The sequence below is a fragment of the Prevotella sp. ne3005 genome (assembly GCF_900110085.1).
Classification (GTDB): domain Bacteria; phylum Bacteroidota; class Bacteroidia; order Bacteroidales; family Bacteroidaceae; genus Prevotella.
In genome coordinates this window covers 207,758-231,958 of the sequence record NZ_FOCK01000006.1, presented here as the reverse complement: position 1 = coordinate 231,958, position 24,201 = coordinate 207,758, and the positions used below count along the sequence as shown (strand labels likewise).

20 protein-coding genes are annotated in these 24,201 nt (G+C 51.2%); 12 read left to right on the top strand and 8 right to left on the bottom strand.

The window, feature by feature from the left end; translation table 11 throughout:
• Positions 1 to 9: 9 nt before the first annotated feature.
• Positions 10 to 966: a methylenetetrahydrofolate reductase [NAD(P)H] gene (gene metF, locus BMY16_RS10725; protein ID WP_091842337.1), complete on the bottom strand. Its 957-nt coding sequence runs from the start codon at positions 964 to 966 to the stop codon at positions 10 to 12.
• 92 nt (positions 967 to 1,058) lie between these two features.
• On the opposite strand from metF, the gene BMY16_RS10720 reads away from it, so the two are divergent.
• Both BMY16_RS10720 and ndk read left to right on the top strand, forming a co-directional pair.
• Positions 1,059 to 2,012: a bile acid:sodium symporter gene (locus BMY16_RS10720; protein WP_091842335.1), complete on the top strand. Its 954-nt coding sequence runs from the start codon at positions 1,059 to 1,061 to the stop codon at positions 2,010 to 2,012.
• 131 nt (positions 2,013 to 2,143) lie between these two features.
• Complete coding sequence (ndk, locus tag BMY16_RS10715; RefSeq protein WP_091842333.1) at positions 2,144 to 2,608, top strand: nucleoside-diphosphate kinase; 465 nt, start codon at positions 2,144 to 2,146, stop codon at positions 2,606 to 2,608.
• A gap of 12 nt (positions 2,609 to 2,620) precedes the next feature.
• Here ndk and BMY16_RS10710 read toward each other — a convergent pair whose 3' ends face one another.
• On the bottom strand, positions 2,621 to 4,744 hold the full coding sequence (locus tag BMY16_RS10710) for a PP2C family protein-serine/threonine phosphatase (protein WP_091842332.1): 2,124 nt from the start codon (positions 4,742 to 4,744) through the stop codon (positions 2,621 to 2,623).
• Between the two features lie 7 nt (positions 4,745 to 4,751).
• Positions 4,752 to 6,773, bottom strand: coding sequence for an alpha-L-arabinofuranosidase C-terminal domain-containing protein (locus BMY16_RS10705; protein ID WP_091842330.1), 2,022 nt, complete (start codon positions 6,771 to 6,773; stop codon positions 4,752 to 4,754).
• A gap of 159 nt (positions 6,774 to 6,932) precedes the next feature.
• On the opposite strand from BMY16_RS10705, the gene BMY16_RS10700 reads away from it, so the two are divergent.
• Genes BMY16_RS10700 through BMY16_RS10690 form a run of 3 tightly spaced genes read left to right on the top strand, consistent with a single transcriptional unit; the run spans position 6,933 to position 10,672 of the window.
• Complete coding sequence (locus tag BMY16_RS10700) at positions 6,933 to 8,765, top strand: sensor histidine kinase (protein WP_091842328.1); 1,833 nt, start codon at positions 6,933 to 6,935, stop codon at positions 8,763 to 8,765.
• Between the two features lie 60 nt (positions 8,766 to 8,825).
• Positions 8,826 to 10,295: a D-xylose transporter XylE gene (xylE, locus tag BMY16_RS10695; RefSeq protein ID WP_091842327.1), complete on the top strand. Its 1,470-nt coding sequence runs from the start codon at positions 8,826 to 8,828 to the stop codon at positions 10,293 to 10,295.
• Between the two features lie 14 nt (positions 10,296 to 10,309).
• Positions 10,310 to 10,672, top strand: coding sequence for a response regulator (locus tag BMY16_RS10690; RefSeq protein WP_091842325.1), 363 nt, complete (start codon positions 10,310 to 10,312; stop codon positions 10,670 to 10,672).
• Positions 10,673 to 10,684: 12 nt separating this feature from the next.
• On the opposite strand, the gene BMY16_RS10685 is transcribed toward BMY16_RS10690, so the two are convergent.
• Positions 10,685 to 12,454: a DNA polymerase III subunit gamma/tau gene (locus BMY16_RS10685; RefSeq protein ID WP_091842324.1), complete on the bottom strand. Its 1,770-nt coding sequence runs from the start codon at positions 12,452 to 12,454 to the stop codon at positions 10,685 to 10,687.
• A gap of 99 nt (positions 12,455 to 12,553) precedes the next feature.
• On the opposite strand from BMY16_RS10685, the gene BMY16_RS10680 reads away from it, so the two are divergent.
• From BMY16_RS10680 to BMY16_RS10660, 5 genes are all read left to right on the top strand, one after another.
• Positions 12,554 to 12,913 carry an FtsB family cell division protein gene (locus BMY16_RS10680; protein WP_091842322.1) on the top strand — a complete coding sequence of 120 codons (360 nt, stop codon included), beginning with the start codon at positions 12,554 to 12,556 and terminating at the stop codon, positions 12,911 to 12,913.
• A complete protein-coding gene (locus BMY16_RS10675; protein ID WP_091842321.1) occupies positions 12,897 to 13,298 on the top strand; it encodes a hypothetical protein in 402 nt (133 codons plus the stop codon). Before BMY16_RS10680 ends, BMY16_RS10675 begins: the two co-directional genes overlap by 17 nt.
• An 87-nt stretch (positions 13,299 to 13,385) precedes the next feature.
• Complete coding sequence (locus tag BMY16_RS10670) at positions 13,386 to 14,135, top strand: DUF4369 domain-containing protein (RefSeq protein ID WP_091842319.1); 750 nt, start codon at positions 13,386 to 13,388, stop codon at positions 14,133 to 14,135.
• Positions 14,101 to 15,423, top strand: coding sequence for a dihydroorotase (locus BMY16_RS10665; protein ID WP_091842317.1), 1,323 nt, complete (start codon positions 14,101 to 14,103; stop codon positions 15,421 to 15,423). Before BMY16_RS10670 ends, BMY16_RS10665 begins: the two co-directional genes overlap by 35 nt.
• Positions 15,420 to 16,208: a vitamin B12 dependent-methionine synthase activation domain-containing protein gene (locus BMY16_RS10660; RefSeq protein ID WP_091842315.1), complete on the top strand. Its 789-nt coding sequence runs from the start codon at positions 15,420 to 15,422 to the stop codon at positions 16,206 to 16,208. The genes BMY16_RS10665 and BMY16_RS10660 overlap by 4 nt, the downstream gene beginning before the upstream one ends.
• 10 nt (positions 16,209 to 16,218) lie before the next feature.
• Here the strand turns inward: BMY16_RS10660 and BMY16_RS10655 are convergent, their stop codons facing one another.
• Genes BMY16_RS10655 through BMY16_RS10640 form a run of 4 tightly spaced genes read right to left on the bottom strand, consistent with a single transcriptional unit; the run spans position 16,219 to position 20,119 of the window.
• The gene (locus BMY16_RS10655; protein ID WP_091842314.1) at positions 16,219 to 17,358 is read right to left on the bottom strand and encodes a glycoside hydrolase family 5 protein; all 1,140 of its coding nucleotides are present in this window, start codon (positions 17,356 to 17,358) and stop codon (positions 16,219 to 16,221) included.
• 20 nt (positions 17,359 to 17,378) lie between these two features.
• Positions 17,379 to 18,572 (bottom strand): metallophosphoesterase, encoded by a 1,194-nt coding sequence (locus tag BMY16_RS10650; protein ID WP_091842312.1) that lies wholly within the window; start codon positions 18,570 to 18,572, stop codon positions 17,379 to 17,381.
• Positions 18,569 to 19,342, bottom strand: coding sequence for a lysophospholipid acyltransferase family protein (locus BMY16_RS10645; protein WP_091842311.1), 774 nt, complete (start codon positions 19,340 to 19,342; stop codon positions 18,569 to 18,571). Before BMY16_RS10645 ends, BMY16_RS10650 begins: the two co-directional genes overlap by 4 nt.
• A gap of 24 nt (positions 19,343 to 19,366) precedes the next feature.
• Positions 19,367 to 20,119, bottom strand: a complete 753-nt coding sequence (locus BMY16_RS10640; protein WP_091842309.1) for a polyprenol monophosphomannose synthase — start codon at positions 20,117 to 20,119, stop codon at positions 19,367 to 19,369.
• A 123-nt stretch (positions 20,120 to 20,242) separates the two neighbouring features.
• Between BMY16_RS10640 and mfd the strand changes: the two genes are divergently transcribed.
• A complete protein-coding gene (gene mfd, locus BMY16_RS10635) occupies positions 20,243 to 23,647 on the top strand; it encodes a transcription-repair coupling factor (RefSeq protein WP_091842473.1) in 3,405 nt (1,134 codons plus the stop codon).
• A 114-nt stretch (positions 23,648 to 23,761) separates the two neighbouring features.
• Complete coding sequence (locus BMY16_RS10630) at positions 23,762 to 24,187, top strand: Hsp20/alpha crystallin family protein (RefSeq protein WP_170836088.1); 426 nt, start codon at positions 23,762 to 23,764, stop codon at positions 24,185 to 24,187.
• Positions 24,188 to 24,201: the final 14 nt, after the last annotated feature.

Below are 24,201 nucleotides of genomic sequence, written 5' to 3'. Positions count from 1 at the left end.
CCTTAATCCTTAAAGCAGTCGCTTGGCGACCTCTACTACGCTGTCCACAGCTGAGACGGTATAGAAATGTATGTTGTGTACCCCATGCTGGTAGAGCTCCTGACATTGCTGTGTGGTCCACTCGATACCTAACTGCTTGGCGTCTTCATCGGTCTTGCATTTCACGACCTCCCTGGCTAATGCTTCGGGTATATCGCAGTGGAATGTCTTGGGCACCACCGTCAACTGACTCAGCTTTGCCATCGGCTTGATGCCTGGGATAATAGGTATGGTGATGCCCATCTGGCGTGCCTTCTCTACAAAGCTGAAGTATTTCTCGTTGTCGAAGAAGAGCTGGGTCACGGCATATTGCGCTCCTAATTCCTGCTTCTCTTTCAGATACTGCATGTCCATCTCCAGATTAGGCGCTTCCTCGTGCTTCTCGGGGTAGCAGGCCACACCGTAGTCAAAGCCGCGCCCGGGGTTCTTGATGGGGGTGCCGTCGGCAAAGAACCCCTCGTTGAACCGCTTCACCTGAGCCATCAGTTCTGTGGTGTGGGCATGGCCTCCAGGTGTGGGCACAAAACGGCTGTCCTCCTTCGCCTTGTCGCCACGCAACAGCAAGAGGTCGCTGATTCCTAAAAACTGCAGGTCGAGCAACTCGTATTCGATATCCTCAACGGTACATCCGCTGCAGATGACATGGGGCTGAACGGGAATGCCGTAGCGTTGCTGGATGGCGGCAGCGATGGCCACCGTCCCAGGCCTGCGGCGGATGCGCTGGCGCTCGAAGTTGCCGTTCGCAAGTTCACGATACACGAACTCCGAGTGGTGGGTGGTGATATTGATGTAGGCAGGATCGAACTCCCGCAGCTTGTCTATATCGGCAAACAATTTCGCAGTTCCCGTGCCTTTCAGCGGTGGCAGTACCTCAAACGAGAACCGTCTTGCTGCCTTATCTTGATGAATAAATTCAGTTACGCTCATTGATATAAGTGCATATTTGGCTGCAAAATTACAAAAAATCCCTGTAATCCGTGCCATCCATGCCAAAAAAATATTAATTTTGCACTCGTTTTATGAGTATTAAGCAATTTCTAAAAGACTGGACGCTGCCTGTGGCCATTGCCGTGGGTACGGTGGTCTATCTCACGTTCTACTTCGTGCCCCAGCTCGATGCCCTTGGCGACAGTCTTGGTCGCGTGGTCGATACCATCTTCCCCCTGATGGTGTTTTCTACGCTCTTTTCCACCTATTGCCGCATCGATTTCCATCAGATGCGCCCCCATCGCTGGCACATCGGCATCCTGCTGTCGCAGCTGGCCCTTGTGGCGCTCAATGTGTGGATTATCTTTCGTGTCGAGGGCAATCCCGAGCAAAAGCTCCTTTGGGAGAGTGTGCTCACCTGCATCATCGGCCCTGCCGCTACGGCAGCCCCTGTGGTCACAGCCAAGATCGGGGGCAACATCAATACGATGACGGCCTATGTGGTCATCTCGGCCTTTGCCTCTGCATTGATGATCCCTGCTGTGTTTCCCCTGCTGGAGCGAGGAGCCAGCCTGGGATTCTGGCAGGTGTTCCTTATCATATTACAAAAGTTGTCGTTAGTACTTGTGCTACCGTTGGTGTTGGGGTGGGGCGTTCAGCACTATGCCAAGCGTCTCTGTGCCTGGATTGTTGGCATCCCCGACCTCTCGTTCTATCTCTGGGCCGTGCAGCTCAGCGTCACCTCGGGTGTCACCGTTCGTAATATCGTCCACAGCGACGCTGCTCTGCGCACGCTGCTGCTCATTGCTGTGCTCAGCCTCATCCTCTGTTTCGTGCTCTTCCTTGTGGGGCGCAGCATCGGGCGCCATCTTGGCGACGAGATCGATGGTGGTCAGGCCTCATTCCAAAAGAATACGGCTCTCTCCATCTGGGTGGCCTACACCTATCTTAATCCCGTAGCCTCCGTTGGTGCAGGCTGTTATGTGCTTTGGCAGAACATTGTCAACAGCGTTGAGCTCTGGGAGTACCGAAAGAAACATCCATAATCATACCCTTAACAGGCAGCAAACACAGAGTAGAATAATAAGCCCTTTCAAAAAAAAGTGTAGGAATTCTTTGGTGTTTTGGGAAAAAGATGTATCTTTGCGGTGAAATAATCTTTTTAACAATCAACAAGATGGAAACAACATTAGTATTATTGAAGCCCAGCTGTGTACAGCGTCAGCTGATTGGTGAGATTGTGAATCGTTTTGAGCGTCGTGGACTCCGTATTTCTGGCATGAAGATGATGCAGTTGAGCGACGAGATTCTGCGTGAGCACTATGCCCACCTCGTAGACAAGCCTTTCTTCCCTGGACTTTGTGCTTCAATGCAGGCTTCGCCAGTGGTGGCTATGGCTATCTCTGGTGTGGAGGCTGTACAGGTCGTCCGTACAATGGCAGGTGTGACCAACGGACGTCAGGCTGCCCCAGGTACCATTCGTGGCGACTACTCTGTGAGCAATCAGCAGAACATTGTCCATGCCTCCGATTCGGTGGAAAATGCTGCCATAGAGGTAGCCCGTTTCTTCCGTCCAGAGGAGGTGTTCGACTATGAAAGCGGTGCCTTTGCCTATATCTATGGTGCAGGCGAATGTAAGTGACATGTACAGGAATTAGCCTATCTTGAGGCAAAGGATGGTCAGGTCGTCGCTCTGATCAGCACTACCCACATGGTCGGCAACATCATCGAGTATCATGTTGACGGTGGATTCAGCATTGACAAACTTGTCATTGCGCATTAACTCCAACAGGCGCTCCTCGCCGTGCTGCTCCTGTTCTTCGTTTTCTGCCTCCGTCAGGCCGTCGGAATAGATGACCAGCGTATAGCCCTTGATGTTGTCGATATGCTCGCCTACATACTCCAGCTCTGGCCAGAGTCCGACGGGGGCATTCGGCTCCATGTCGATGTAGTAGGCGCGATCGGGATCTTGTGGCTGCAGCTGGTTGTTGACGAAGACGGGCGAGTTATGCCCTGCATTACAGAATTCCATCCGACCTGTCTCGATGTCTATCTCGGCGATGAACATGGTGACAAAGATGCACTTCTCGTTATCGGCAGAGAGTGCATCGTTGATGTGTGTGGCAATCTGAGCAGGCGTAAAGCCCTCCTTGGCTGTGCTGCGGAACAGATTGACGGCAACGGCCATCGTCATCGAGGCTGGCACGCCCTTGCCTGAGACGTCACCCACGCAGATGTAGAGATTCTTGTCTTTCAGGAAGAAGTCGTAGAGGTCACCGCCCACTTCTTTGGCAGGAGTCATCGAGGCATAGAGGTCGATGCCCGACTCCTCTGGGAAGGCATTGAAGACGTGCGGCACCATGCCCATCTGTATTTCGCGGGCAATGCGGAGCTCGCTTTCAATGCGCTCCTTGGCGGTGGTCGTTGCTTCCAGCTGGTTGTAGGCATCCTCCAGTTTGCCGTAGGCTGCCTCGATTTCCTTCGAGTGCTTGTTGCGGCGATGCAGGATAAAGGCCAGCGAGGCAATGACGAGGAGGGCGATAAGGGTGAGCATGATGATAAACACGCGATGGGCGTGCTCCGTCTGCTTCTGGGCTTCCATCTTAGATGCCCACTCGCTTAATTGCAGGTCTTTGTTATGACGGTCAAGGCTATCGTTTTCCAGTTTTACGGCGATGTTCTGTAGTTCTATCCCCCGGTTCAGGAGTTCTATGCTCTGGTTTTCCAGAGAGAGGTTCAGCGCTTTTTCCTCCAGGCGTCGTTGCTCCAGTTCGTCGGTGATGTGTTCCAACTCCAGCTGTTGGTTCTTCAGCTTCAGGTCTTTGGCTTCGTTCTCAGCTCGTGCTGCGTCGAGGGCCAGCGACTGACTGAGCGCAAGATTCCTTGACTCTGCCGAATTGATGGAGTCGCAATATTTCTTGTAAGCTACCTGTATGTGATAGGCTTCTTCCCATCGCCCTAACAAGGTGTAAGCCCGTGCAGTCATCGTCATTCGGTCCATCTTGCTTTTCAAGCCCTGGGCCAACGCCAGCATTTTCTCGTAGTCCCCGTTTAGTTCTGCATGATAGACATCCAGTCTCTTGCTTAGGTTCATGGATATCCCAGTCTTTTGCCTTGCCTTATCAAGTTCTGCGTAATAGCGGTTAAACGCTTCCTTGTCATCACGGCCAAGTGTGGTAGCTATACACCTATACCCCAAAGCCTGTACAAGATGTTCTGGAAGAAGGTCTGGCTCATGGAGTGTCTTTTCTGCCATTTCAAGAACTTTACCCTTTTTCCCCTTGTTATAGTAGATTTTTGCCAGACCAAGGTAAATGGGGGCAATGTTGAGATGGGGTAGGTATTGCTCTTTGTAATTGATGCATCGAAGGTACAGCTCCTCCGCCTGATCCTCCATCCGAAGGCCGCTCGCTATATGGGCATTGGTCTGTGTGGATGTGAAAAGGCCGTATTTGCTGTCGTTGTTACGGGCATAATCCGACATGACCTTGATAATATCCAGTGCCTGTTGCCGTTTGCCAATCTGAGAGAGCATGATGGCTTGGTTTGCCCAAGCCTTATAAAGCAGTTCTTCATTGTTTTTTTGCTTTGATACCTCTATCAGCTGGTCGGTGACCTGCATGAACTTATCTAAGGAATCTGGCTTGTTAAACAAGCGGTACATGTCTTTTCTGAGCTGCTCGATGGCGGCAGTCTTCTCCTGGGCGGTAACTGACACAGATGCCGCCAGGAGGCAAAGACATGCTATCCACTTGTTATATTTAAGCCATACGGTCATATCGGTGTTACTTCACCTTGTAGATGCGGAAGGTCTTGGCAGGGATGTCGTCGAGGAGCAGTGAGCTCTTCTTGCCTGCATCTACCTGGCAGGTACCTTCAACGGGGATGATCTTCTCGGGATTGTCGAGCGTGTTCTCATCATCGTCGCCATCGTGGGTGAGGGTGATGATCTGGGCGCTGCGGGCACCCTTCATGCCCTGCAGCTGGATGCTCAAGGGCTGGGGCTGGGCACTGGTGTTGACCACCTTGATGATGACCTCACCAGTCTGCTTGTCGAATACGGCAGAGGCGAAGAGACCGTCCTGGCCTTCCTGACCTGCCACGGGCTTGCCCTGCATGGTGAGCGAGAGCACATTGGTGCCCTTGTTCATGGCATAGAGCTGCTGGACATAGTAGCTGACAGACTTGAACATGCGGAGGTTGTCGAACCAGATGGCATCGGGACGCCACTGCCAGCCCTCGACATGAGCGAAGAGAGGGGCGTAGGTGGCCATGTGGACGATGTCGGCATTACGCTCAATACCCGTCATGTGGGCAGCCTCTAATAAAGAGGTATAATAGTGGTTCCACTTGTGCTGTTTGCTGCCATGGCAGGCATATTCGCCAGCAAACACCTTCGGGCCCTTGCGGTCGTAAGAGTCGTAGCGCAGGCCGTGGCTGAGGAACCACTCCTCGTTACGATAGTAGTGCTCGTCATAGAGGTCGACCTTCAGCTCCTTCATGCGGGGCTGCAAAAGGTCGAAGTCCCAGCCTTCGGAGTTGGGACCAGTGGTGCCGATGAGCTTCAGGTTGGGATATTTCTTGCGCAAGGCATCGCTGAACTTCTTAAGTCGCTCGGTAAAGACGGGGCCATAGCCGCCATGGGCTTCATCATAGTCCCACTGCTCATTGCCCACGCCGAGGTACTTCAGGTTGAAGGGCTCAGGATGGCCCATCTCTGCGCGCACCTTACCCCACTTGGAATCGACGGGGCCGTTGGCAAACTCCACGAGGTCGAGGGCATCCTGGATATAGGGCTCGAGCTCATCAAGTGCAGCGTGTACGCCAGGCTTCGTAGGATCGGGGTTCTGGAACTGGCAAGAGAGACCGCACGAGATGACGGGCAGAGGCTCTGAACCGAAGTCCTCACAAAGCTGGAAGAACTCGAAGAAGCCGAGGCCGTAGCTCTGGAAATAGTCGGGATAGAAGCGGTGGGGGAAGGTGTAGTGCCAGCGGTTCTCGTTGAGCTTGCGGTTCTCAACGGGGCCTACGCTGTTTTTCCACTGGTAGCGGCTCTCCAGGTTGACACCCTCGACGATGCAGCCTCCGGGGAAGCGGAACACGCCGGGATGCATGTCGAAGAGGGCCTGAGCCAGATCCTTGCGCATGCCATTCTCACGACCCTTCCAGGTGTCTTTCGGGAAGAGGGAGATATGCTCCACGTCGGTAGTGGCGATGGGCTTCTTGTTGTCGGAGAGCAGGAAGATACGCAGGGCACCCTTGGCCTCTGTACGGGGCGAGGTGATCTCTGCGGTGTACTTCTTCCATTCCTTGCCGCTGACGGTGATATTGGTCTTAACGAAGCGCTGATCCTCGCCCATCGTGTCATTATCGACGAAGCTCACCTCGAGAACAGACGATCCGCCCTCTGGACAGCGTGCCCAGACAGAGAAGCGGTAGGCTGCTCCCTCCTTGACGGCAATGCCGAAGAAACCTTCATTCTCAAGACCTGTATACTTGTCGCTGTGACCGGAATAGCCGAGGCGGATGTAGTGGGGGTTCTGGTCAAAGGGACCATCGTTGCGCAGCTCAAAGTTGCCATAGACTCGCCAGCCCATCAGGTGCTGCGGAAACTCGAACGAACGGTTTTTCACCATCTCGGCATAGAGACCGCCGTCGGCAGCGTAGTTGATGTCTTCAAAGAAGATGCCGTACATCGTAGGCTGTACGGGAGCCCCCAGTTTCTTGGTGTTCACGTCGAGAACGTGGGTCTGCGCTGTCGCCATGAGGCTGAAGCTAAGCAAAGAGAGGGTAATCAGTTTTCTCATTTTTTTAGTAGTTTTAGTAATGATTTCGGGACAAAAGTACTCATTTTTTTCGATATAGAGAAATATTCTTGCCAAAATTAACTTAATAGTCGATAAAATGTTTGGTGATTCGGTTAAAAACCACTATCTTTGCAAAGAATTTTCTAAGAACCCAAATATATGGCTATCAACCATCGTGCAATAATGTTGTTTGTCTTGGCAGCGTTCTTGTCGGTATTGCGGATATCGGCACAGGGGGCGAAGTGCAAGGATACGGCAGAGCACAAGCGGTTGCAGGAGGCCATGTGGGTGGCTACGGGGCAGGACTCGGCGCGACTGGTTTACGATGCCTGTGTCGCTTTTCTGCACCATGCCCGTGAGGATAATGATATCAGGGCTGCTAATAACTCTTGGGTGTGCGGTATCATGTACAACCTGGGGCATATGAACATTCACGATGCCTACCACATCGTTCAGGTGATGAAGGAAGACATCATGAATAGCCAGGATCCGGATGCTGGACAATATTATATAGCGAACATGATGGGCCATGTGTATAATACGTGTGGCAATATCGCAGGAGCCGAAGCCGAGTTCCTGAAGGCAGTAGAGGTCGTCAAGGGAGGCCGTTTCGAGATGGATGGATTGCTATTCACCTATCTTGCGCTGGCACATGTACATCTTAATAATGACTTGAATCGTACGTTGTACTGGCTCGACGAAGCAGAGAAAGTGCTGGTCCAACAGAAAGACTCGCGTAACTACTATCGAGTAATGGCCGACGTATTGGCCGTCAAGGCCATCGTTAGGTTTAAGCAGAAGAACTACAGCGCCTTCCGCAAGTATCTGGCTCAGATGGATGAGGCCGACCGCAAGAACCAGGTGCCGTCGGGCGACATGTTCGTTCCTTATGCCCGTGTGTATGAGACGCTGCTCAACGGCGACACGGAGCGGGCTCTGGCCAGCGTGGACCAGCTACAGAACCTGAAGGAACAGTATCTGCTGAAATGCGATATCTATCGTTATATCGGCGATAACGATAAAGCCTTCCTGACCCAGCGCGAGCTGATGCACAAACGCGACTCGATCACTGGTGTGATGATAGCAGAGAACATCCAGCAGCAGGAGCATGAGATGGAACTGATGAGGAAAAGTCAGAAGATGGGACGCGTGATGAATTATATCCTGTTCGGAGGCGTTGCACTGGCCATCCTCGTCATCGTGCTGATGGCCCGTAACATCCGGATGCGCCGGAAGTTCTCGAAGCGTCTCATGTTGAAAAACGAAGAACTGAGGAATGCTTACAAGAAGGTGGCAGCTGCCGACGAGATGAAGACCGAGTTCATGAGAAATGTGAGTCACGAGATACGTACACCGCTGAATATCATCAACGGCTTTACGCAAGTGTTGACGGGTGATGAGGAATCATTTACTCCCGATGAGCAACAGAAGATTGCTACGACCATTGGTAACAGCACCCGACAGATCACTTCGCTGGTGAATAAGATGCTGGCCCTGGCCAATGAGAGCACGAAGGACTTGTTGGAAGAAGCGGAAAATACCGACGGGGTAGAGATCTGTCGCCGGGCCATTGCTGATATGCCGGATGTGAATCATGAGAAGATCAAGGTGGAGTTTGTTGATCAAACGGAAGGAAAAAGCATGCTCTATACCAACGGCGACAGCCTGTTGCAGATGTTGGGTAACATTCTGGAGAATGCGGTAAAGTTCACCGAACAGGGACATATTATATTAAAGGTACGCACGGAGAAGGTGAAAGGCACGAAGATGATGTTCTTCACCGTAGAAGATACGGGCTGTGGCATCCCCTCCGACAAAATCGCGACCATCTTCCAACGTTGGGTGAAGGTCGACGAGTTTAAGGAAGGTCTCGGTCTTGGTCTGGCGTACTGTTGGGAGACCACACAGAAATTGGGCGGAACGCTGAGGCTTGTGGATACCTCACCGCAGGGAACGACATTTGAACTGGGTCTGCCAATAGAGAAAAGATGAGATAATAAAATGATGATCAAACAATAATATTCAATAACAACAAAAACAGAACTTTTAAAGATGAATCAACCAACAGAGCAGGGTAGCAAAGCCTACCTGATTTCAATCGTGATGGTCGCTGTATTGGGCGGCTTGTTGTTCGGTTATGATACCGCAGTCATCTCCGGCGCAGAGAAGGGATTACAGGCATTCTTCATGGAAGCCAAGGATTTCGCCTATACCGACGGATGGCATGGCTTCACATCAGCCTCGGCACTCATCGGCTGTATTATCGGCTCCGCCCTTTCAGGCTATCTGGCTACGAACCTGGGCCGAAAGAAGTCGCTGATCATCGCCGGTTTGCTGTTCTTTATCTCAGCCCTCGGCTCAATGGATCCTGAGTTCATGTTCTTTGAGTATGGTACACCTACCTACTCACTGCTGATCATGTTCAACATCTACCGTGTGATAGGTGGTGTCGGCGTGGGTCTTGCCTCCGCTATCTGCCCGATGTACATCGGTGAGGTGGCTCCCTCAAACATCCGAGGCATGCTCGTCAGCTGGAACCAGTTTGCTATTATCTTCGGTCAGCTGGTGGTGTACTTCGTGAACTTCTTCATCCTGGGCGACCATATCCAGCCGCTCGTGGAGGAGATGGGTAAGGGCTTGGCAGCCATCAACCCCGCCGCACAGTGGACCGTGACCACAGGATGGCGCTATATGTTTGGTAGTGAGGCTGTGCCCGCAGGACTCTTTGCCCTGCTCATCTGCTTCGTGCCTGAGACACCGCGTTACCTCGTGAGCATCGGACAGGACAAGAAAGCGGAGAGTATTCTCGCCAAGATCAACGGCCAGTTGAAGGCTTCACAGATCCTGCAGGATATCAAGGACACGATGGTGGTGAAGACCGAGAAGCTGATGACCTACGGTGCGCTCTGCATCTTCGTGGGAATCATGCTTTCAGTGTTCCAGCAGGCAGTGGGTATCAATGCCGTGCTCTATTATGCCCCGCGAATCTTCGGTGACATGGGTATGGACGATCCGATGATGTTGACAGTCTTCATGGGTATCATCAATATCTCGTTCACGCTCGTCGCTGTGTTCACAGTGGAGAAACTGGGACGTAAGCCTCTGCTCATCAGTGGCTCACTGGGTATGGCACTGGGTGCCTTCGGTGTAGCCGTGACTTTCGGTAACGAGAGTCTCGCATTGGTGACAGCTGCTTCGCTGCTCGTCTACTCGGCCTCGTTTATGTTCTCATGGGGTCCCATCACCTGGGTGCTCATTGCCGAGATTTTCCCCAACACTATCCGTGGCGGTGCCGTTGCTATCGCTGTGGCCTTCCAGTGGATATCGAACTTCATCGTCAGTTCGTCGTTTGTGCCTATGTTCAACATGCATCTCACAGAGGGTGATGACTTCGGCCACTGGTTCACTTATGGCCTTTATGGTATTATCTGTGTGATCGCAGCCCTGTTCGTTTGGCGCCTTGTCCCTGAGACCAAGGGTAAGACACTGGAGGATATGAGTAAGCTTTGGAAAAAGAACTAATAAATATGTAAGTTATGAAAAAAATATTGATTGCAGAAGACAATGACAGCAACTACATCCTGATGTCATACATCTTGAAGAAGTATTTTGAGTATGAACGTGCCAAGAATGGCCAGGAAGCGGTCGAGAAGGCGAAAGCCAACCAGTTTGATGCCATTCTGATGGATATCAAGATGCCAATCATGGATGGTCTGGAAGCTACGAAGGCTATCCGTGAGTTTAATTCCGAAGTACCCATTGTGGCTTTGACGGCGAATGCGTTCGATAGCGACCGTCAGGCAGCGATGGAAGCAGGTTGCAACGACTTCCTTGCCAAACCTGTCAGCAGTGACGTCTGTCTGGCAACCCTTGAAAAGATTTTTGGAAAGTTAGGATAGGGGTGTAAGGCCTCAAGCCAGTTCTAAATCGAAAGCCTGCCGTAGAGATTCTATGGCAGGATTTTCTTTTATCATCAATTCAAACTGCTCACGACGGGTGAGGACTTTTGCTCGTTCCTGCTGCTCTGCTACACGGATATCTAGCGTGATGGCATTATTGTGGAGGCCATTCTTCAGGGTGGTGATGATACGTCCCTTGAAGTCTTCCATCTCCTGCTTGACGAGGGCATTGTCGACGACAACTTCCAAATGAGGGAAGTCAAGGATGGTGGGATTCATGTTCTTCATGCGGGTGGCGATGCCACTCAACTCTTGGGGCATGCGGTTACACATCGACATCCATTGGAGATCGAGGTCTTCTTGCTTGAAAACGGTCTCCGTCTCTTTTTTGTTAAGGGCAGAACCGCTGTCTGGGAGATTGATTTTTGAGGGCTTGCCTTGATTGCGAAGCTTGTTCCAGGAGAAGCCGATGCCACCGAGTTTGACACCTGGCTTGGGTGTCGTGGCGGTGGCTGTATTAGGCATCGCGGCTGGAACTGGTTTCTCGGGAGCTACTATGGCAGCTGTGGATACGACAGGCTTAGCCGCGGCTACCTGCGGGGCCGCTGTCTGGGGCTGAGACTGGCGTATCAGTTTCTTAAACAGGGATTTTAATCTCTTGGGGCGGCGCCCCGCGCTGGCATCGTCGTCAGGTTGCGTAATCTGCGCAATCTCAATCAGTGTGAGTTCCACGAGCAGACGCTTGTTCGACGACTGCCGGTAGTTGATATCGCACTGGTTCATGAGACGTAGAGCCTGATAGAGGAAGCGGGTTTCACAGGTCTTGGCCTGCTCTGCATAGCGCTGGCGTTGCTGGTCGCTGACCTCAAGGAGAGGCAGCGTCTGCGGATCCTTGGCCATCAGCACGTTGCGTACGTGCTTGGCAAGACCTTGGATGAGCAATCCGCCATCGAAACCTTTGTTGATGATATTGTTGAGCAGCACCATGATGTCGCTCACTTTATTCTGATTGGATAAGTTGATGATCTGGAAATAGTTTTCAGAGTCGAGCACGTTCAGATCCTCAATGACTTTATCATAGGTGATGTTACCTTGGCAGAACGAGGCGGCCTGGTCAAAGATGGAGAGTGCGTCGCGCATACCGCCGTCGGCCTTCTCGGCAATCACGGCAAGTGCCTGTTCCTCGTAGGTGATACCCTCCTGCTCGGCCACATGCTTCAGGTGGTCTACAGTATTACGGATGGTCATCCGCTCGAAGTCGTAAATCTGACAACGGCTGAGGATGGTAGGCAGGATTTTGTGCTTCTCCGTTGTGGCGAGGATGAAGATGACGTGTGCGGGCGGCTCCTCAAGGGTCTTGAGGAAAGCGTTGAAGGCAGCGGTGGAGAGCATGTGCACCTCGTCGATGATAAATACTTTATAACGTCCGAGCTGCGGTGGAATGCGCGTCTGCTCCATGAGCGTCTTGATGTGCTCCACGGAGTTGTTGGAGGCGGCATCGAGCTCAAAAATGTTGAGAGAACGCTGTTCGTTGAACGACTGACAACTCTCACAGGCATTGCAAGCCTCACCATCTGCCGTCGGATTCTGGCAGTTGATGGCCTTGGCAAAGATGCGTGCGCAAGTGGTCTTTCCCACGCCTCTGGGACCGCAGAAGAGGTAGGCATGTGCCAGCTTTCCGCTCTTCACGGCATTCTTCAGCGTCGTGGTTAGGGCAGCCTGTCCCACGACGGTGTCGAAGGTCAATGGCCTGTATTTCCTGGCTGAAACAATGTATTCCATACTCAAAACTGAAATTTTTCTGCAAAGATACAAAAAAAAGAAGAATTAAGAATGAAGAATTAAGAGAAATTTGTATCTTTGCAACCAAATTAAATAAAAATGAAAGTATTAGGTACAATCAAGACTTATGTGCTTCGGGTGTGGCACTCCGTCATTTTCAAGTATGCGGTAGTGAGCATTGTTGGTGTGCTACTCGTAGGATTCCTCGATGACAACAGCATGTGGAGTCATATCAAGAACCTCCAGCGCATTGATGAACTGATGGCGGAGAAGGAAAGATATAATGCTGAGTTTCGTCGTGATCAGGCTCAGATAAAGGAGCTCGACAGAAATCCGAAAGCTATCGAGAAGATTGCCCGTGAACGTTATTTCATGAAGGCCGACAATGAGGATATTTTCATCCTCAGTGATGATGACCGTGCTCCCAAACCCATTGTGAGTCATGAGGCAGCTGAATAAGGTGCAGACCATCATCTATCTCCTGGGCGCAGTCTGTATGACCATCGGTGCCGGAACCTCGCTGCTTGCATGGGTAGGTGCTCCCTATGTCTACTGTGTAGGAGCGCTGGGCTTTGCCTCCATGCAGATGCTGCAGCGCTATGAGGGCGACAATTTCACCATTCGCCGTCTGCGAAGGATGATGCTCCTCAGTGATGTGCTCTTCCTCGTGGCAGGTGTCTTGATGTTTGCCAATGGTGGCAATTTCCTTGGACTCAACCACCTTATATATATAGAATATGTATACAACAAGTGGGTCATTGTATTGCTCGTGGCAGCTATCTTACAGCTCTATTCTATGCATAGAATCAGTCATGAGCTTGAGAAAGAGGCAAAAAAACTATAAAAGTTTGCGCAATTGTTTTAAAATGCGCAAATTTTTTTTTCTACTTCGATGAATCGTTGTACATTTGCCGTACGAAATGAATGATATATGAACAAGATTCTTTACGCATTTGTAATTATTGCTACGCTTACATCCTGCGCTGAGTCCTATTCGATTCAGGGCTCTTCGTCTGTATCGTCGCTCGATGGAAGCAAACTCTACCTCAAGACCATCAAGGACCAGGAGTTGAAAAACATGGATTCCTGTGATGTGGTTCACGGCAAATTCCGCTTTGCCGGACTCCTTGATACCGTCAAATTGGCAAACCTCTATATGGACGATGAGCCCTTGATGATGCCCGTGGTCGTCGAGAAGGGTGAGATAGAGATACGTATCGACAATACCAGTCGTACTGTCAGTGGTTCGCCCCTGAACGAAAAGTTATATGAATTCATCCACCGTCACGACCAGATCGGTAATGAGATGAATGAGTTGAGTCACCGTCAGAGTCAGATGCTGCTTGAAGGCATCGACGAGGAGACCATCAACCGCCAACTCTCTGTTGAGGCTGCGCGTCTGACACAACAGGAAGACTCTTTGGTAACGAACTTTATCGTGGAAAACTTTGATAATATCCTGGGGCCTGGTGTCTTCATGATGATGACGGGTGGTTACCAGTATCCTGTGCTGACCCCGCAGATTGAGGACATCATGAGTAAGGCCACGAAGAAGTTCAAGGAAGATCCTTATGTGAAGCAGTACTATCAGACGGCACAAGAGATACAAGCCCGTCAGAATGGACTGGTAGATGATAATGTGAAGTATGAGAACACTGATTCAGTCGGGAACGCTCGTTAACGAAGGTCAGACCTTCGAGGGCTCCATCGTCATTGAAGACGGCAAGATTTCTCAGATTATACAACGAAATACCACTCCCGAAGCATCCTATGATGAAGTCATAGACGCTTCGGGATGTTTTGTAATACCTGGTGTCATCGACGACCATGTCCATTTCCGTGAACCAGGCCTCACGGAGAAGGCAGATATGGATAGTGAGAGTCGTGCAGCTGCCGCAGGTGGTGTCACCACCTATTTCGACATGCCCAACACCATACCTCAGACCACCACTCTCGAGGCGTTGGAGGAGAAGTTTGCGCTGGCAGCGAAGAAGAGTCACGTGAACTACTCGTTCTTCTTTGGTGCTACCAATGATAACACAGGTCTTTTCCCACAACTCGACGTCCATCGTATCCCCGGTATAAAGCTCTTCATGGGGAGTAGTACGGGTAATATGCTTGTGGACCGTCGGGAGGCACTGGAGAAGATATTCTCTTCTTCACCACTGCCACTGATGACACATTGTGAGGATACGGATATCATCAATAGAAACATGGCTGAGGCCAAGGAAAAGTATGGTGAGGATCCGAAGGTGACCCATCATCCGGAGATCCGGAGTGAGGAGGCTTGTTATGAGAGTACTAAGTTGGCTGTGGAGTTGGCAACGAAACATCACGCTCGTCTCCACGTTGCCCACCTCACCACCGCCAAAGAACTGGGACTTCTGGGCAAAGAAAAAAATATCACTGCCGAAGCCACCGTGAGTCATCTTTACTTCTGCGACAGAGACTATGCCGCCCTCGGCACTCGTATCAAGTGTAACCCCGCCATCAAGACAGAGTGCGATCGGGAAATGCTCCGCGAGGCGCTCAACGATGGTCGTATCACTGTGATAGGCACCGACCATGCACCTCACCTGCTGACACAGAAGGAAGGTGGCTGTGCCAAAGCCGCCAGTGGTATGCCGATGATTCAGTTCTCTTTGGTCACGATGCTGGAACTCGTGGATCAGGGTGTGCTCTCGCTGGAGCGACTAGTAGAGTTGATGTGTCATAACCCAGCCCGACTCTTTGACGTGCGTCAGCGTGGTTTCCTGCGTGAGGGTTATCAGGCAGATATCGTGTTGGTGCGACCCAATACAGGGTGGACGGTGACGAAGGATATAATCCTGAGCAAATGTGGTTGGAGTCCTATGGAAGGACATATGTTCCTCTGGCGTGTGGAACGGACGCTCTGCAACGGCCATACAGTCTATGGACAGGGAAAAGTAGACACCAACTATATCGGACAGTCTGTGGAATTCAGATGAAGCTAACCTATGAAATCTCCGAACTGGTTCCTTACGTGAACTGGGTGTATTTCTTCTTTGCCTGGCAGGTCAAGGAGGATTCCGAGAAGGTGCGTCTGCGTTCAGAGGCAGAGACCTTGCTGACGCAACTCAATGACCATTATCATGTGTATGGTCTCTTTGGTCTCTTCGATGCCAATGCCGATGGTGATGATATCATTCTAAACGGTAAAAGACTTCCTTTGCTGCGACAGCAGCAAGGAAAACCGCCATATCTATGTCTTTCAGACTTTATCTTGCCGCTTTCGCGTGGTGAAAGCGACAAAATCGGGCTTTTCGCCACCTCCGTGGACATGGGGTTGGAAACCGATTTCGATGCCGATCCTTATCAGAAGATGATGGTACAGCTCTTGGCCGACCGTCTGGCTGAGGCTGCTGCCGAGCGGATGCATGAGCAGGTGAGAAAGGTGTATTGGGGCTATGCCAAGGATGAGGCGCTCTCGATTCCCGAGTTGTTGGTGGAGAAATTTCAGGGCATCCGTCCTGCGGTTGGTTATCCTTCGTTGCCAGATACCAGTCTGAACTTTGTGTTGGATGATTTGCTGGATATGAAACAGATTGGTATCCGTTTGACGGAGAGTGGGGCGATGAAGCCCCACGCCAGCGTGAGCGGCCTGATGTTCTCTCATCCTCAGGCCCGCTATTTCAATCTGGGAAAAATAGGGGAAGACCAGCTGCGAGACTATGCCCGCCGTCGCGGTCTTCCCATAGAAGTGGTTCGTAAGTTCCTCGCTTCGAACCTCTAAATACCTTTGATTATTTCTCCAGGGGCTTGCCTGACATCAGGAGCTCTACCAGCGGACGATCCTTATAGGTGTGACGCTGCTGGTCCCAGAAACCGAAGTCGGCATCGTAACACCAGGTGGTCCAAGCGATGTTGAACTCGTCGAAGACGGTCAGCATATCACGAGTCCAGTTATAGGCCAGCTCACGGTCTACGGGTTCATAGACACCCCACTCGCCGCAGAACAGCTGCAAACCGTATTTCTTCGCTGCCTCGATGGCATCCTTGAACTGCTCACGGATCTTGTTGATGTCCCAATATTGTTCTGTGTAGGGCTTCAGCTGATCCTTGATCTCGTCAGGAGCTGCATCGAAATCTTCCTTAGACACCAGCACGCCAGGATAGTGTACCTTACCTTTATATTTGCCCAGTGGTGTCCACCAAGCACCATAGTGTGTGAGGATCATCGGGTTGTAGTAGTGGAAGGAGAGTACGATGTTCTTGTCGCCCTCGGGCACCTTCAGATACTTCATCGTCTCGTGTCCCTGCCACATGTTTGAGCCAACCACGAGTGTACGCTGAGGCTCCAACTTGCGAAGGGCCTTGTGTACCTTGGCCACCAGCTGGTTCCACTGTTCGTGCTCTGGGGCCACAGGCTCGTTCATAAACTCATAGGCCACCCAGTCGCAGCTGCGGTCCTTCAGAAATGCTGAGAGCTGGCGCCAGAGGTTCAGCAGATCCTCCTGAGACTTCTCAGAGGTGAACAGGGTGTTAGCGGCCTGATCAGCTTCGTTGACAGCATTGAAATAGTGTGAACGGATGATGTGAAGGTCTACAATGGCACGCAGGTTGTGCTTACGGCTCCAGTCGAGGGCGTTCTTCAACAGGTCCCATGCCTCAGGTAACTTGTTGCCCTTTTCGTCCCAGAACTGCACCTCGTCGATGGGGATACGCACGAAGTCAAAGCCCAGGTCCTCCAGACGGTCGAAGTCGTCCTCCTGGATGTGAAGCCTGCGGGCCTCACCACGCTGCTCAGACTGTGAGAGCCAGTGGCTGATGTTTGTACCGCGCTTGATGCGGAAGTTGTTAACCTTTCCTGTCTGAGCGAAGCAGGATAATGAAATGAACAAGGCTGCGATGACTGCAGCAAGCGTAAATACGTTTTTTCTCATATCTCTATAGTTTTAAGTGGTTAGTGAGAGCGGAGGGTGAGCACCACGATTTCGCCCGTGGCACCGAAACGGAAGGGGATGAGACCACCAAGACCGGCTGTGACGAAGAGCTGTTGGCTGCCTTCCTGATACCAACCATTAAACTCCTTGCCTGTCAGAGATAACGGGCACCAGTCGAAGAGCGAGAATTGCATCTTGTGGGTATGCCCGCTGAGTGTCAGTTGACTGCGCCCGTCCTTGACAATCTTGCGCCGCCAGGCTGAAGGATCGTGCTCCAACATCAGGATAAAGTCATGCTCTGCGACATTCTCTAAAGTCTTGTTGATATCACCCTTCTGTGGGAACCTCTTACCATCGCCGTCGTTCTCCATGCCAGCGAGGATGACGTGGTCTTTGTCGCGTTCGATGGTACAGTGCTCATTCAGCAGCACGTTCCATCCCATCTGTCGCTCCAGACTGACGGTCTCTTTGCAGTTGGCAGCCTTGATGGCCTCGTCGCCACCGATATATTCCGCATAGTCGTGGTTACCAAGCACAGAATAGATGCCATCCTTTGCTTTCAACGTGCCTAACACGTCGATATGGGGGTAAAGCTCTTGTGGCTGGATATTCTGCAGGTCGCCGGCAAAGATGATCATATCGGGCTTCTGGGCGTTGATGCTGTCGACGGCGCGTTGCAACAACCAGCTGTTATGCTTCTGGTAACTGCCTACATGGGCATCAGAGAAGAGCACGATGCGATAACCGTCGAATGCCTTGGGCAGGTCTTTGGATATGTAGTCTGTATGATTGACTTCCAACTTGTTGAATCCCACGAACGTACCCCAGAAGAGGATAAACCATACGACAGGAACAGATAATACGCCTAAGAGATTGCCATAGTTCCTTGGTTTGCGCCTGGGTGATTTTTTGCATTTGCGTATTATCCAGGAACATCCTTTCCCAAGGGAAGAGCAGATGAGAAACGTCCACATGGGGATGATGATCAGTCCTAAGAGGAAAAGAAAACCGTAAAGAATAAATATCCGGTCGTTGCCAGGGATAAAGTCGCGCTCCATGGCCAGATATCCGCAGTAGGCCGTCATCGCCACGCAGGGCATCCACCACAACAGCCGCTTCCACCATGCTTTCTTTCCCTTGAACCATCTGAGGTCGATACATAAGAAAGGTAGGATGATCAGCAGCAGGAACAACAGGATATCTCTTGCGATCATTGGTCGGGGTTTTCTACAAATCCTTGGTACTGGGGCTCCATAGCTGACATTACGGAGTCGTAGGCCTGACGCATGGTGGCATCCACATTCTCTGGTCCCTTTCCAATGGGATAGATGGGCTCGTGGATAGTGAGACGGAGGGGATGCCAGTTGACGATGTTTACGAATCCTCGGGTACGTGGCAGGATATCAAACGAGCCGTTGATGGTCAGTGGTACTACTGGCAGCTGCAACTCGTCGGCCAGAGCGAATGCCCCCTTTCTGAACTTGCCCATGTGGCCCGTAAATGAACGGGCTCCCTCAGGGAAGACTGTCACGGAGTAGCCTTCCTGCAGGATCTCACGGGCTGCGTCGTAGGTCCTCTTGACGGCCTTGGGACCGCTCTTGTCTACGAATATCTGATGCGACTTCTTGCAGGCATAGCCTAAGAAAGGAATATGACCTAACTGCTTCTTCATCATCCACTTGAAGTTGCGGCCCAGATGACCGTAGATGAGGAAAATGTCGAAGATGCCCTGATGGTTGGCCACAAACACGTAACTCTGGTTCTTCTCCAGATTCTGACAACCCTCCACCGTAACGGGAATCAGAAACGCCCTGAGGATAACCTTTCCCCACCAACGTCCTGGTACATAACCCCAGTAATGCCCGTTGCCAAGTGTGGTTCCTAAGCCTACCTCCAAAGCAGTAAAAATGGTCCAGATCACCAGCACGGGAAATGCGATGATTATCTGGTAAATCTTATACAATATATTGACTAAGAGTTTCACAGTTTCTCGTTTTGTTTTTCATTCTCACTTCTCACTAATCTTCGGGTATTGTCTCGTCCAACCATCCCATCTGAGCTTCATCACACCGAAGAACGCCTCTCCGAAGATGCCACCCGACATTTTACTGGTACCTTCACGACGGTTGACGAAAATCACGCTCACCTCTTTAATCTTAAAGCCGATCTTGTAGGCTGTATATTTCATCTCTATCTGGAAGGCATAGCCCTTGAAACGAATTTTGTCGAGCTCGATGGTCTGCAGCACGCGACGCTTGTAGCATACGAACCCTGCCGTGGTGTCGTGAACCAGGAATCCCGTGACACAGCGTACATATTTAGAAGCGAAATAACTCATCAGTACACGCCCAACGGGCCAATTGACAACATTAACCCCACTCACGTAACGACTGCCTATGGATAAGTCATATCCATTGTCGTGGCACTCGTGGTAGAGGCGCGGCAAGTCGTTGGGGTCGTGGCTAAAGTCGGCATCCATCTCGAAGATGTACTCGTAGGTGCGCTCCAAGGCCCATTTGAAACCTGCGATGTAGGCGGTACCCAGACCTAACTTGCCACTGCGCTCAAGAATAAACAACCGATCGCAGAACTCCGTCATCATTAGGCCGTGCACGATAGCCGCCGTTCCGTCAGGGGAACCGTCGTCGATGACTAAGATGTGGAAACACTTAGGGAGGGCGAATATCGCACGGATAATCTTCTCGATATTCTCCTTCTCGTTATACGTTGGTATGATGACTATACTGTCACTTTCATGCATAGCTATACGCTTTGATGGTGCAAAGTTAATAAAAAATTGCGATACATGCACGCTATTTGTATATTTTTTAGTAATTTTGCACAAAAATTCTTGGACAAGCCAAGCGGCCAAGCCGAGTGCGTGATGAATATACAGGATTTAGAGAATTTATATGCGCAGTTGCCACAGGTGTCGGCACTGGCTAAAGAGCTGGGAAAAACTTCGTCTACGATGATTTTCCTCGATGGGTTGGTGGGCTCCAGTGCCCCGATGCTGTTTGCGAGCCTCATTAAGAAATGTCGTCCTCAAGTGCTTTTTATCCTTCAGGATGCCGAGGAAGCGGGCTATTTCTATCACGACCTGACACAGTTATTGGGTGATAATGATGTGCTTTTCTTCCCCTCCAGTTATCGCAGGGCCATCAAGTATGCCCAGCGTGATGCCGCTTCGGAGATTCTCCGCACAGAGGTTTTGGCCCGTCTCACGAGTGGGGCAGCGGGCTATATCGTGACTTACCCTGAGGCTCTCGCCGAGATGGTGGTCTCGAAGAAGAGCTTTGATGCCCGCCAGTTGGTGCTTGAGAAAGGTCAGGTCATTGCTGTGGGCGAGATAGAGAAGACGCTCCATGAGTTTGGCTTCCGCGAGGTGGATTATGTCTACGAACCTGGACAGTTTGCCTTGCGTGGTTCCATCCTCGACGTCTATTCCTATAGTTGTGAGTTCCCGTACCGCATCGATTTCTTTGGCGATGAGATTGATTCCATCCGCACCTTCGAGGTGGAGGATCAGCTCTCCAAGGATCAGCGTGATCGGATAGAGGTGGTGCCCCAGCTCTCTATGACAGATGAGAAGGTACCGTTCCTCTCGTTTGTGCCTGACGAGATGTTTCTGGCTACCAAGGATTATCTCTATGTGCGTGATGCCATCGACCGTGCCTATCAGGAAGGTTTTTCTACTCAGGCACGTACAGAACTGATGGAGGGTGCCACCGAGATGCAGCAGCGTGAGATAGAACAACAGCTGCAGCGTGAGTCACAACTCATCAATGGTGTCCAGTTTATGGCCGATGCCAACAGACTTCGCCGTATCGAGTTCGGCCACCGTCCCTCCACTCAAAACTCCAAATTCTCAACACTCCACTTCGATATCTCCGTGCAGCCCCTCTTCCATAAGAACTTCGATCTGTTGGCACAGACCTTTGAGGACTATCTCCTTCAAGGGTATCAGATATATATCCTCGCCGACAGTCAGAAGCAGATTCAGCGTTTGGAGGATATCTTTGCCGAAAAGGCAAAGGTACCGTTCACCGGCGTTGATAAAACGCTCCATGAGGGCTTTGCTGATAACGAACTGCGCATCTGTGTTTTTACCGACCACCAGATCTTCGACCGCTTCCATAAATACAATCTCAAGAGCGACAAGGCCCGTAGTGGTAAGATGGCACTCACGCTTAAGGAGATACAACAGTTTGAGATTGGCGACTTCGTGGTTCATGTAGACCATGGTGTCGGCAAGTTCGGAGGTCTGATTCGTATGCCCCAGGGCGATGGCTATCAGGAGATGATCAAGATCCTCTACCAGCATGGCGACAGCATCTACGTCTCCATACATTCTTTATATAAGGTGTCGAAGTATAAGTCGCAGGATGGGGGAGAGCCGCCTCGTCTGTCTACGCTCGGCACAGGGCAGTGGGAGAGACTCAAGGAGCGCACTAAGAACCATATCAAAGACATCGCCCGCGACCTCATCAAACTCTACGCCAAGCGTCGACGCGAGAAAGGCTTTGCCTTCAGTCACGACACCTATTTGCAGCATGAGCTTGAGGCCAGCTTCCTCTATGAGGATACGCCAGATCAGTTGAAGGCCACGCAGGACGTGAAGGCCGATATGGAACAAGCTAAGCCTATGGACCGTCTCGTATGTGGTGATGTGGGCTTTGGAAAGACAGAGGTGGCTGTGCGTGCTGCCTTCAAGGCGGCTACTGATGGGAAACAGGTGGCGGTACTTGTGCCTACAACGGTCTTGGCCTATCAGCACTTCCGTACCTTCTCCTCCCGTCTGAAGGAGATGCCCGTCCGTGTGGACTATCTCACCCGAGCCCGTACCACGAAGCAGACCACTGCTCTGCTGAAGGACCTGGCTAACGGAAAGATTGATATCATCATCGGCACCCATAAGCTCATTGGCAAGTCGGTGAAGTTCAAGGATCTCGGTCTGCTCATCATCGACGAGGAACAGAAATTTGGTGTGTCCACGAAGGAAAAGCTGCGCCAGCTGAAGTCGAATGTCGATACCTTGACAATGTCGGCAACGCCCATCCCCCGTACGCTGCAGTTTTCATTGGTGGGCGCCCGTGACCTCAGCGTCATCCAGACGCCGCCTCCGAATCGCTATCCCATCCAGACGGAGATCCACACCTTCGGCTCAGAGATTATCGTCGATGCCGTTAACTTCGAGATGTCGCGCAACGGACAGGTCTATTTTGTCAACAACCGCATCAGTCAGTTGCAGGAGATTGCCGATATGATTCATAAGTATATCCCTGATGCCCGTATCGCCATTGGTCATGGACAAATGAAACCGGAGGAACTGGAACAGATTATCCTCGACTTCTCCAACTATGACTACGATGTGTTGCTCTCTACCACCATCGTCGAGAATGGTATTGATATCCCCAATGCCAACACCATCATTATCAATGGCGCCCATAACTTCGGCCTCTCCGACCTCCACCAGATGCGTGGTCGTGTGGGACGTGGCAATCGCAAGGCCTTCTGTTATCTCCTGGCACCGCCTTTGGCAGCCCTTCCTGCTGATGCCCGCCGTCGCCTCGAAGCCCTCGAAAACTTCTCCGACCTCGGCTCTGGCATCAACATCGCCATGCAGGACCTCGACATCCGTGGTGCCGGCAACCTTCTCGGCTCAGAACAGAGTGGCTTCATCTCCGACCTGGGCTATGAGACCTATCAGAAGATTCTCAACCAGGCCATGACGGAACTGCGGAGTGAGGATCCGGAATTTATTAAGGCCGAGAAATCTGATGCTAAAAATGCTCAATCTTCAATCTTCAATCTTCAATGGGTTGACGACTGTGCCATTGAGTCCGATATCGAGATGTACTTCCCTGATCTCTATGTGCCCAGCGACTCCGAACGCATGCTGCTCTATCGTGAGCTCGACAACCTCGCCAACAGTCGCCGTCTGGAGGCAGACCTCGAAGCCTACCGTAAACGACTAAAGGATCGTTTTGGGGCTATTCCACCTGTGGCCGAGGAACTGATCAGCGTGGTGCCTCTCCGCGTACAGGGCAAACAACTTGGCATCGAGAAAATCATGCTCAAGCAGCAGAATATGTACCTCTACTTCGTGAGCAACAACGAGAGTCCCTATTATCAGGGCGAGACTTTCGGCAGGATTCTCGACTACGTGTCGCGCCATCCCCGTCGTTGCAACTTCCGCGAGGCCAAAGGCAAACGTTCCGTCATCATCACTCAAGTCACCTCCGTAGAGGATGCTCTGACAATTTGTCGTGAGATTGCGACAAATTGACAGCAGGAAATCCTCTGGCATTTAACTTGCATGTTAGTGTGTGAAAGCCGAAAGGCAATCACTAAAATAGTTAACATGTATAACAATTAAAAATATAATTAGGAGGTAAAGATTATGATGCCAGTAATGAGAAGTAACAGTTGGATTCCTAGTGTGTTCAATGATTTGTTTGATACGGACTTTATGCCGAAGGCAAATTGCACGGCTCCCGCTATCAATGTGAAAGAAAGCGACAAGGCCTATACCGTAGAGTTGGCCGCACCGGGCATGAAAAAGGAGGATTTCAATGTTCACATCAACGATGAGGGCAACCTGATCATCAAGATGGAGAGCAAGAACGAGAAGAAGGAGGAAGACAAGAACACGCGCTATCTGCGTCGTGAGTTCTCTTACTCAAAGTTCGAGCAGACCCTGATTCTGCCGGACGATGTGAAGAAGGAGGATATCTCTGCCAAGGTTGAGCACGGCGTACTCACCGTCGAACTCCCGAAGGTCATCGAAGAGAAGGTGAAGGTATCACGCCAAATTGATATTGCATAACAAACTAAAGCCCC

Coding starts and splice junctions, on each gene's coding strand:
- metF (WP_091842337.1), bottom strand. CDS start 966: ATGAGCGTAACTGAATTTATTCATCAAGATAAGGCAGCAAGACGGTTC.
- BMY16_RS10720 (WP_091842335.1), top strand. CDS start 1,059: ATGAGTATTAAGCAATTTCTAAAAGACTGGACGCTGCCTGTGGCCATT.
- ndk (WP_091842333.1), top strand. CDS start 2,144: ATGGAAACAACATTAGTATTATTGAAGCCCAGCTGTGTACAGCGTCAG.
- BMY16_RS10710 (WP_091842332.1), bottom strand. CDS start 4,744: ATGACCGTATGGCTTAAATATAACAAGTGGATAGCATGTCTTTGCCTC.
- BMY16_RS10705 (WP_091842330.1), bottom strand. CDS start 6,773: ATGAGAAAACTGATTACCCTCTCTTTGCTTAGCTTCAGCCTCATGGCG.
- BMY16_RS10700 (WP_091842328.1), top strand. CDS start 6,933: ATGGCTATCAACCATCGTGCAATAATGTTGTTTGTCTTGGCAGCGTTC.
- xylE (WP_091842327.1), top strand. CDS start 8,826: ATGAATCAACCAACAGAGCAGGGTAGCAAAGCCTACCTGATTTCAATC.
- BMY16_RS10690 (WP_091842325.1), top strand. CDS start 10,310: ATGAAAAAAATATTGATTGCAGAAGACAATGACAGCAACTACATCCTG.
- BMY16_RS10685 (WP_091842324.1), bottom strand. CDS start 12,454: ATGGAATACATTGTTTCAGCCAGGAAATACAGGCCATTGACCTTCGAC.
- BMY16_RS10680 (WP_091842322.1), top strand. CDS start 12,554: ATGAAAGTATTAGGTACAATCAAGACTTATGTGCTTCGGGTGTGGCAC.
- BMY16_RS10675 (WP_091842321.1), top strand. CDS start 12,897: ATGAGGCAGCTGAATAAGGTGCAGACCATCATCTATCTCCTGGGCGCA.
- BMY16_RS10670 (WP_091842319.1), top strand. CDS start 13,386: ATGAACAAGATTCTTTACGCATTTGTAATTATTGCTACGCTTACATCC.
- BMY16_RS10665 (WP_091842317.1), top strand. CDS start 14,101: ATGAGAACACTGATTCAGTCGGGAACGCTCGTTAACGAAGGTCAGACC.
- BMY16_RS10660 (WP_091842315.1), top strand. CDS start 15,420: ATGAAGCTAACCTATGAAATCTCCGAACTGGTTCCTTACGTGAACTGG.
- BMY16_RS10655 (WP_091842314.1), bottom strand. CDS start 17,358: ATGAGAAAAAACGTATTTACGCTTGCTGCAGTCATCGCAGCCTTGTTC.
- BMY16_RS10650 (WP_091842312.1), bottom strand. CDS start 18,572: ATGATCGCAAGAGATATCCTGTTGTTCCTGCTGCTGATCATCCTACCT.
- BMY16_RS10640 (WP_091842309.1), bottom strand. CDS start 20,119: ATGCATGAAAGTGACAGTATAGTCATCATACCAACGTATAACGAGAAG.
- mfd (WP_091842473.1), top strand. CDS start 20,243: ATGAATATACAGGATTTAGAGAATTTATATGCGCAGTTGCCACAGGTG.
- BMY16_RS10630 (WP_170836088.1), top strand. CDS start 23,762: ATGATGCCAGTAATGAGAAGTAACAGTTGGATTCCTAGTGTGTTCAAT.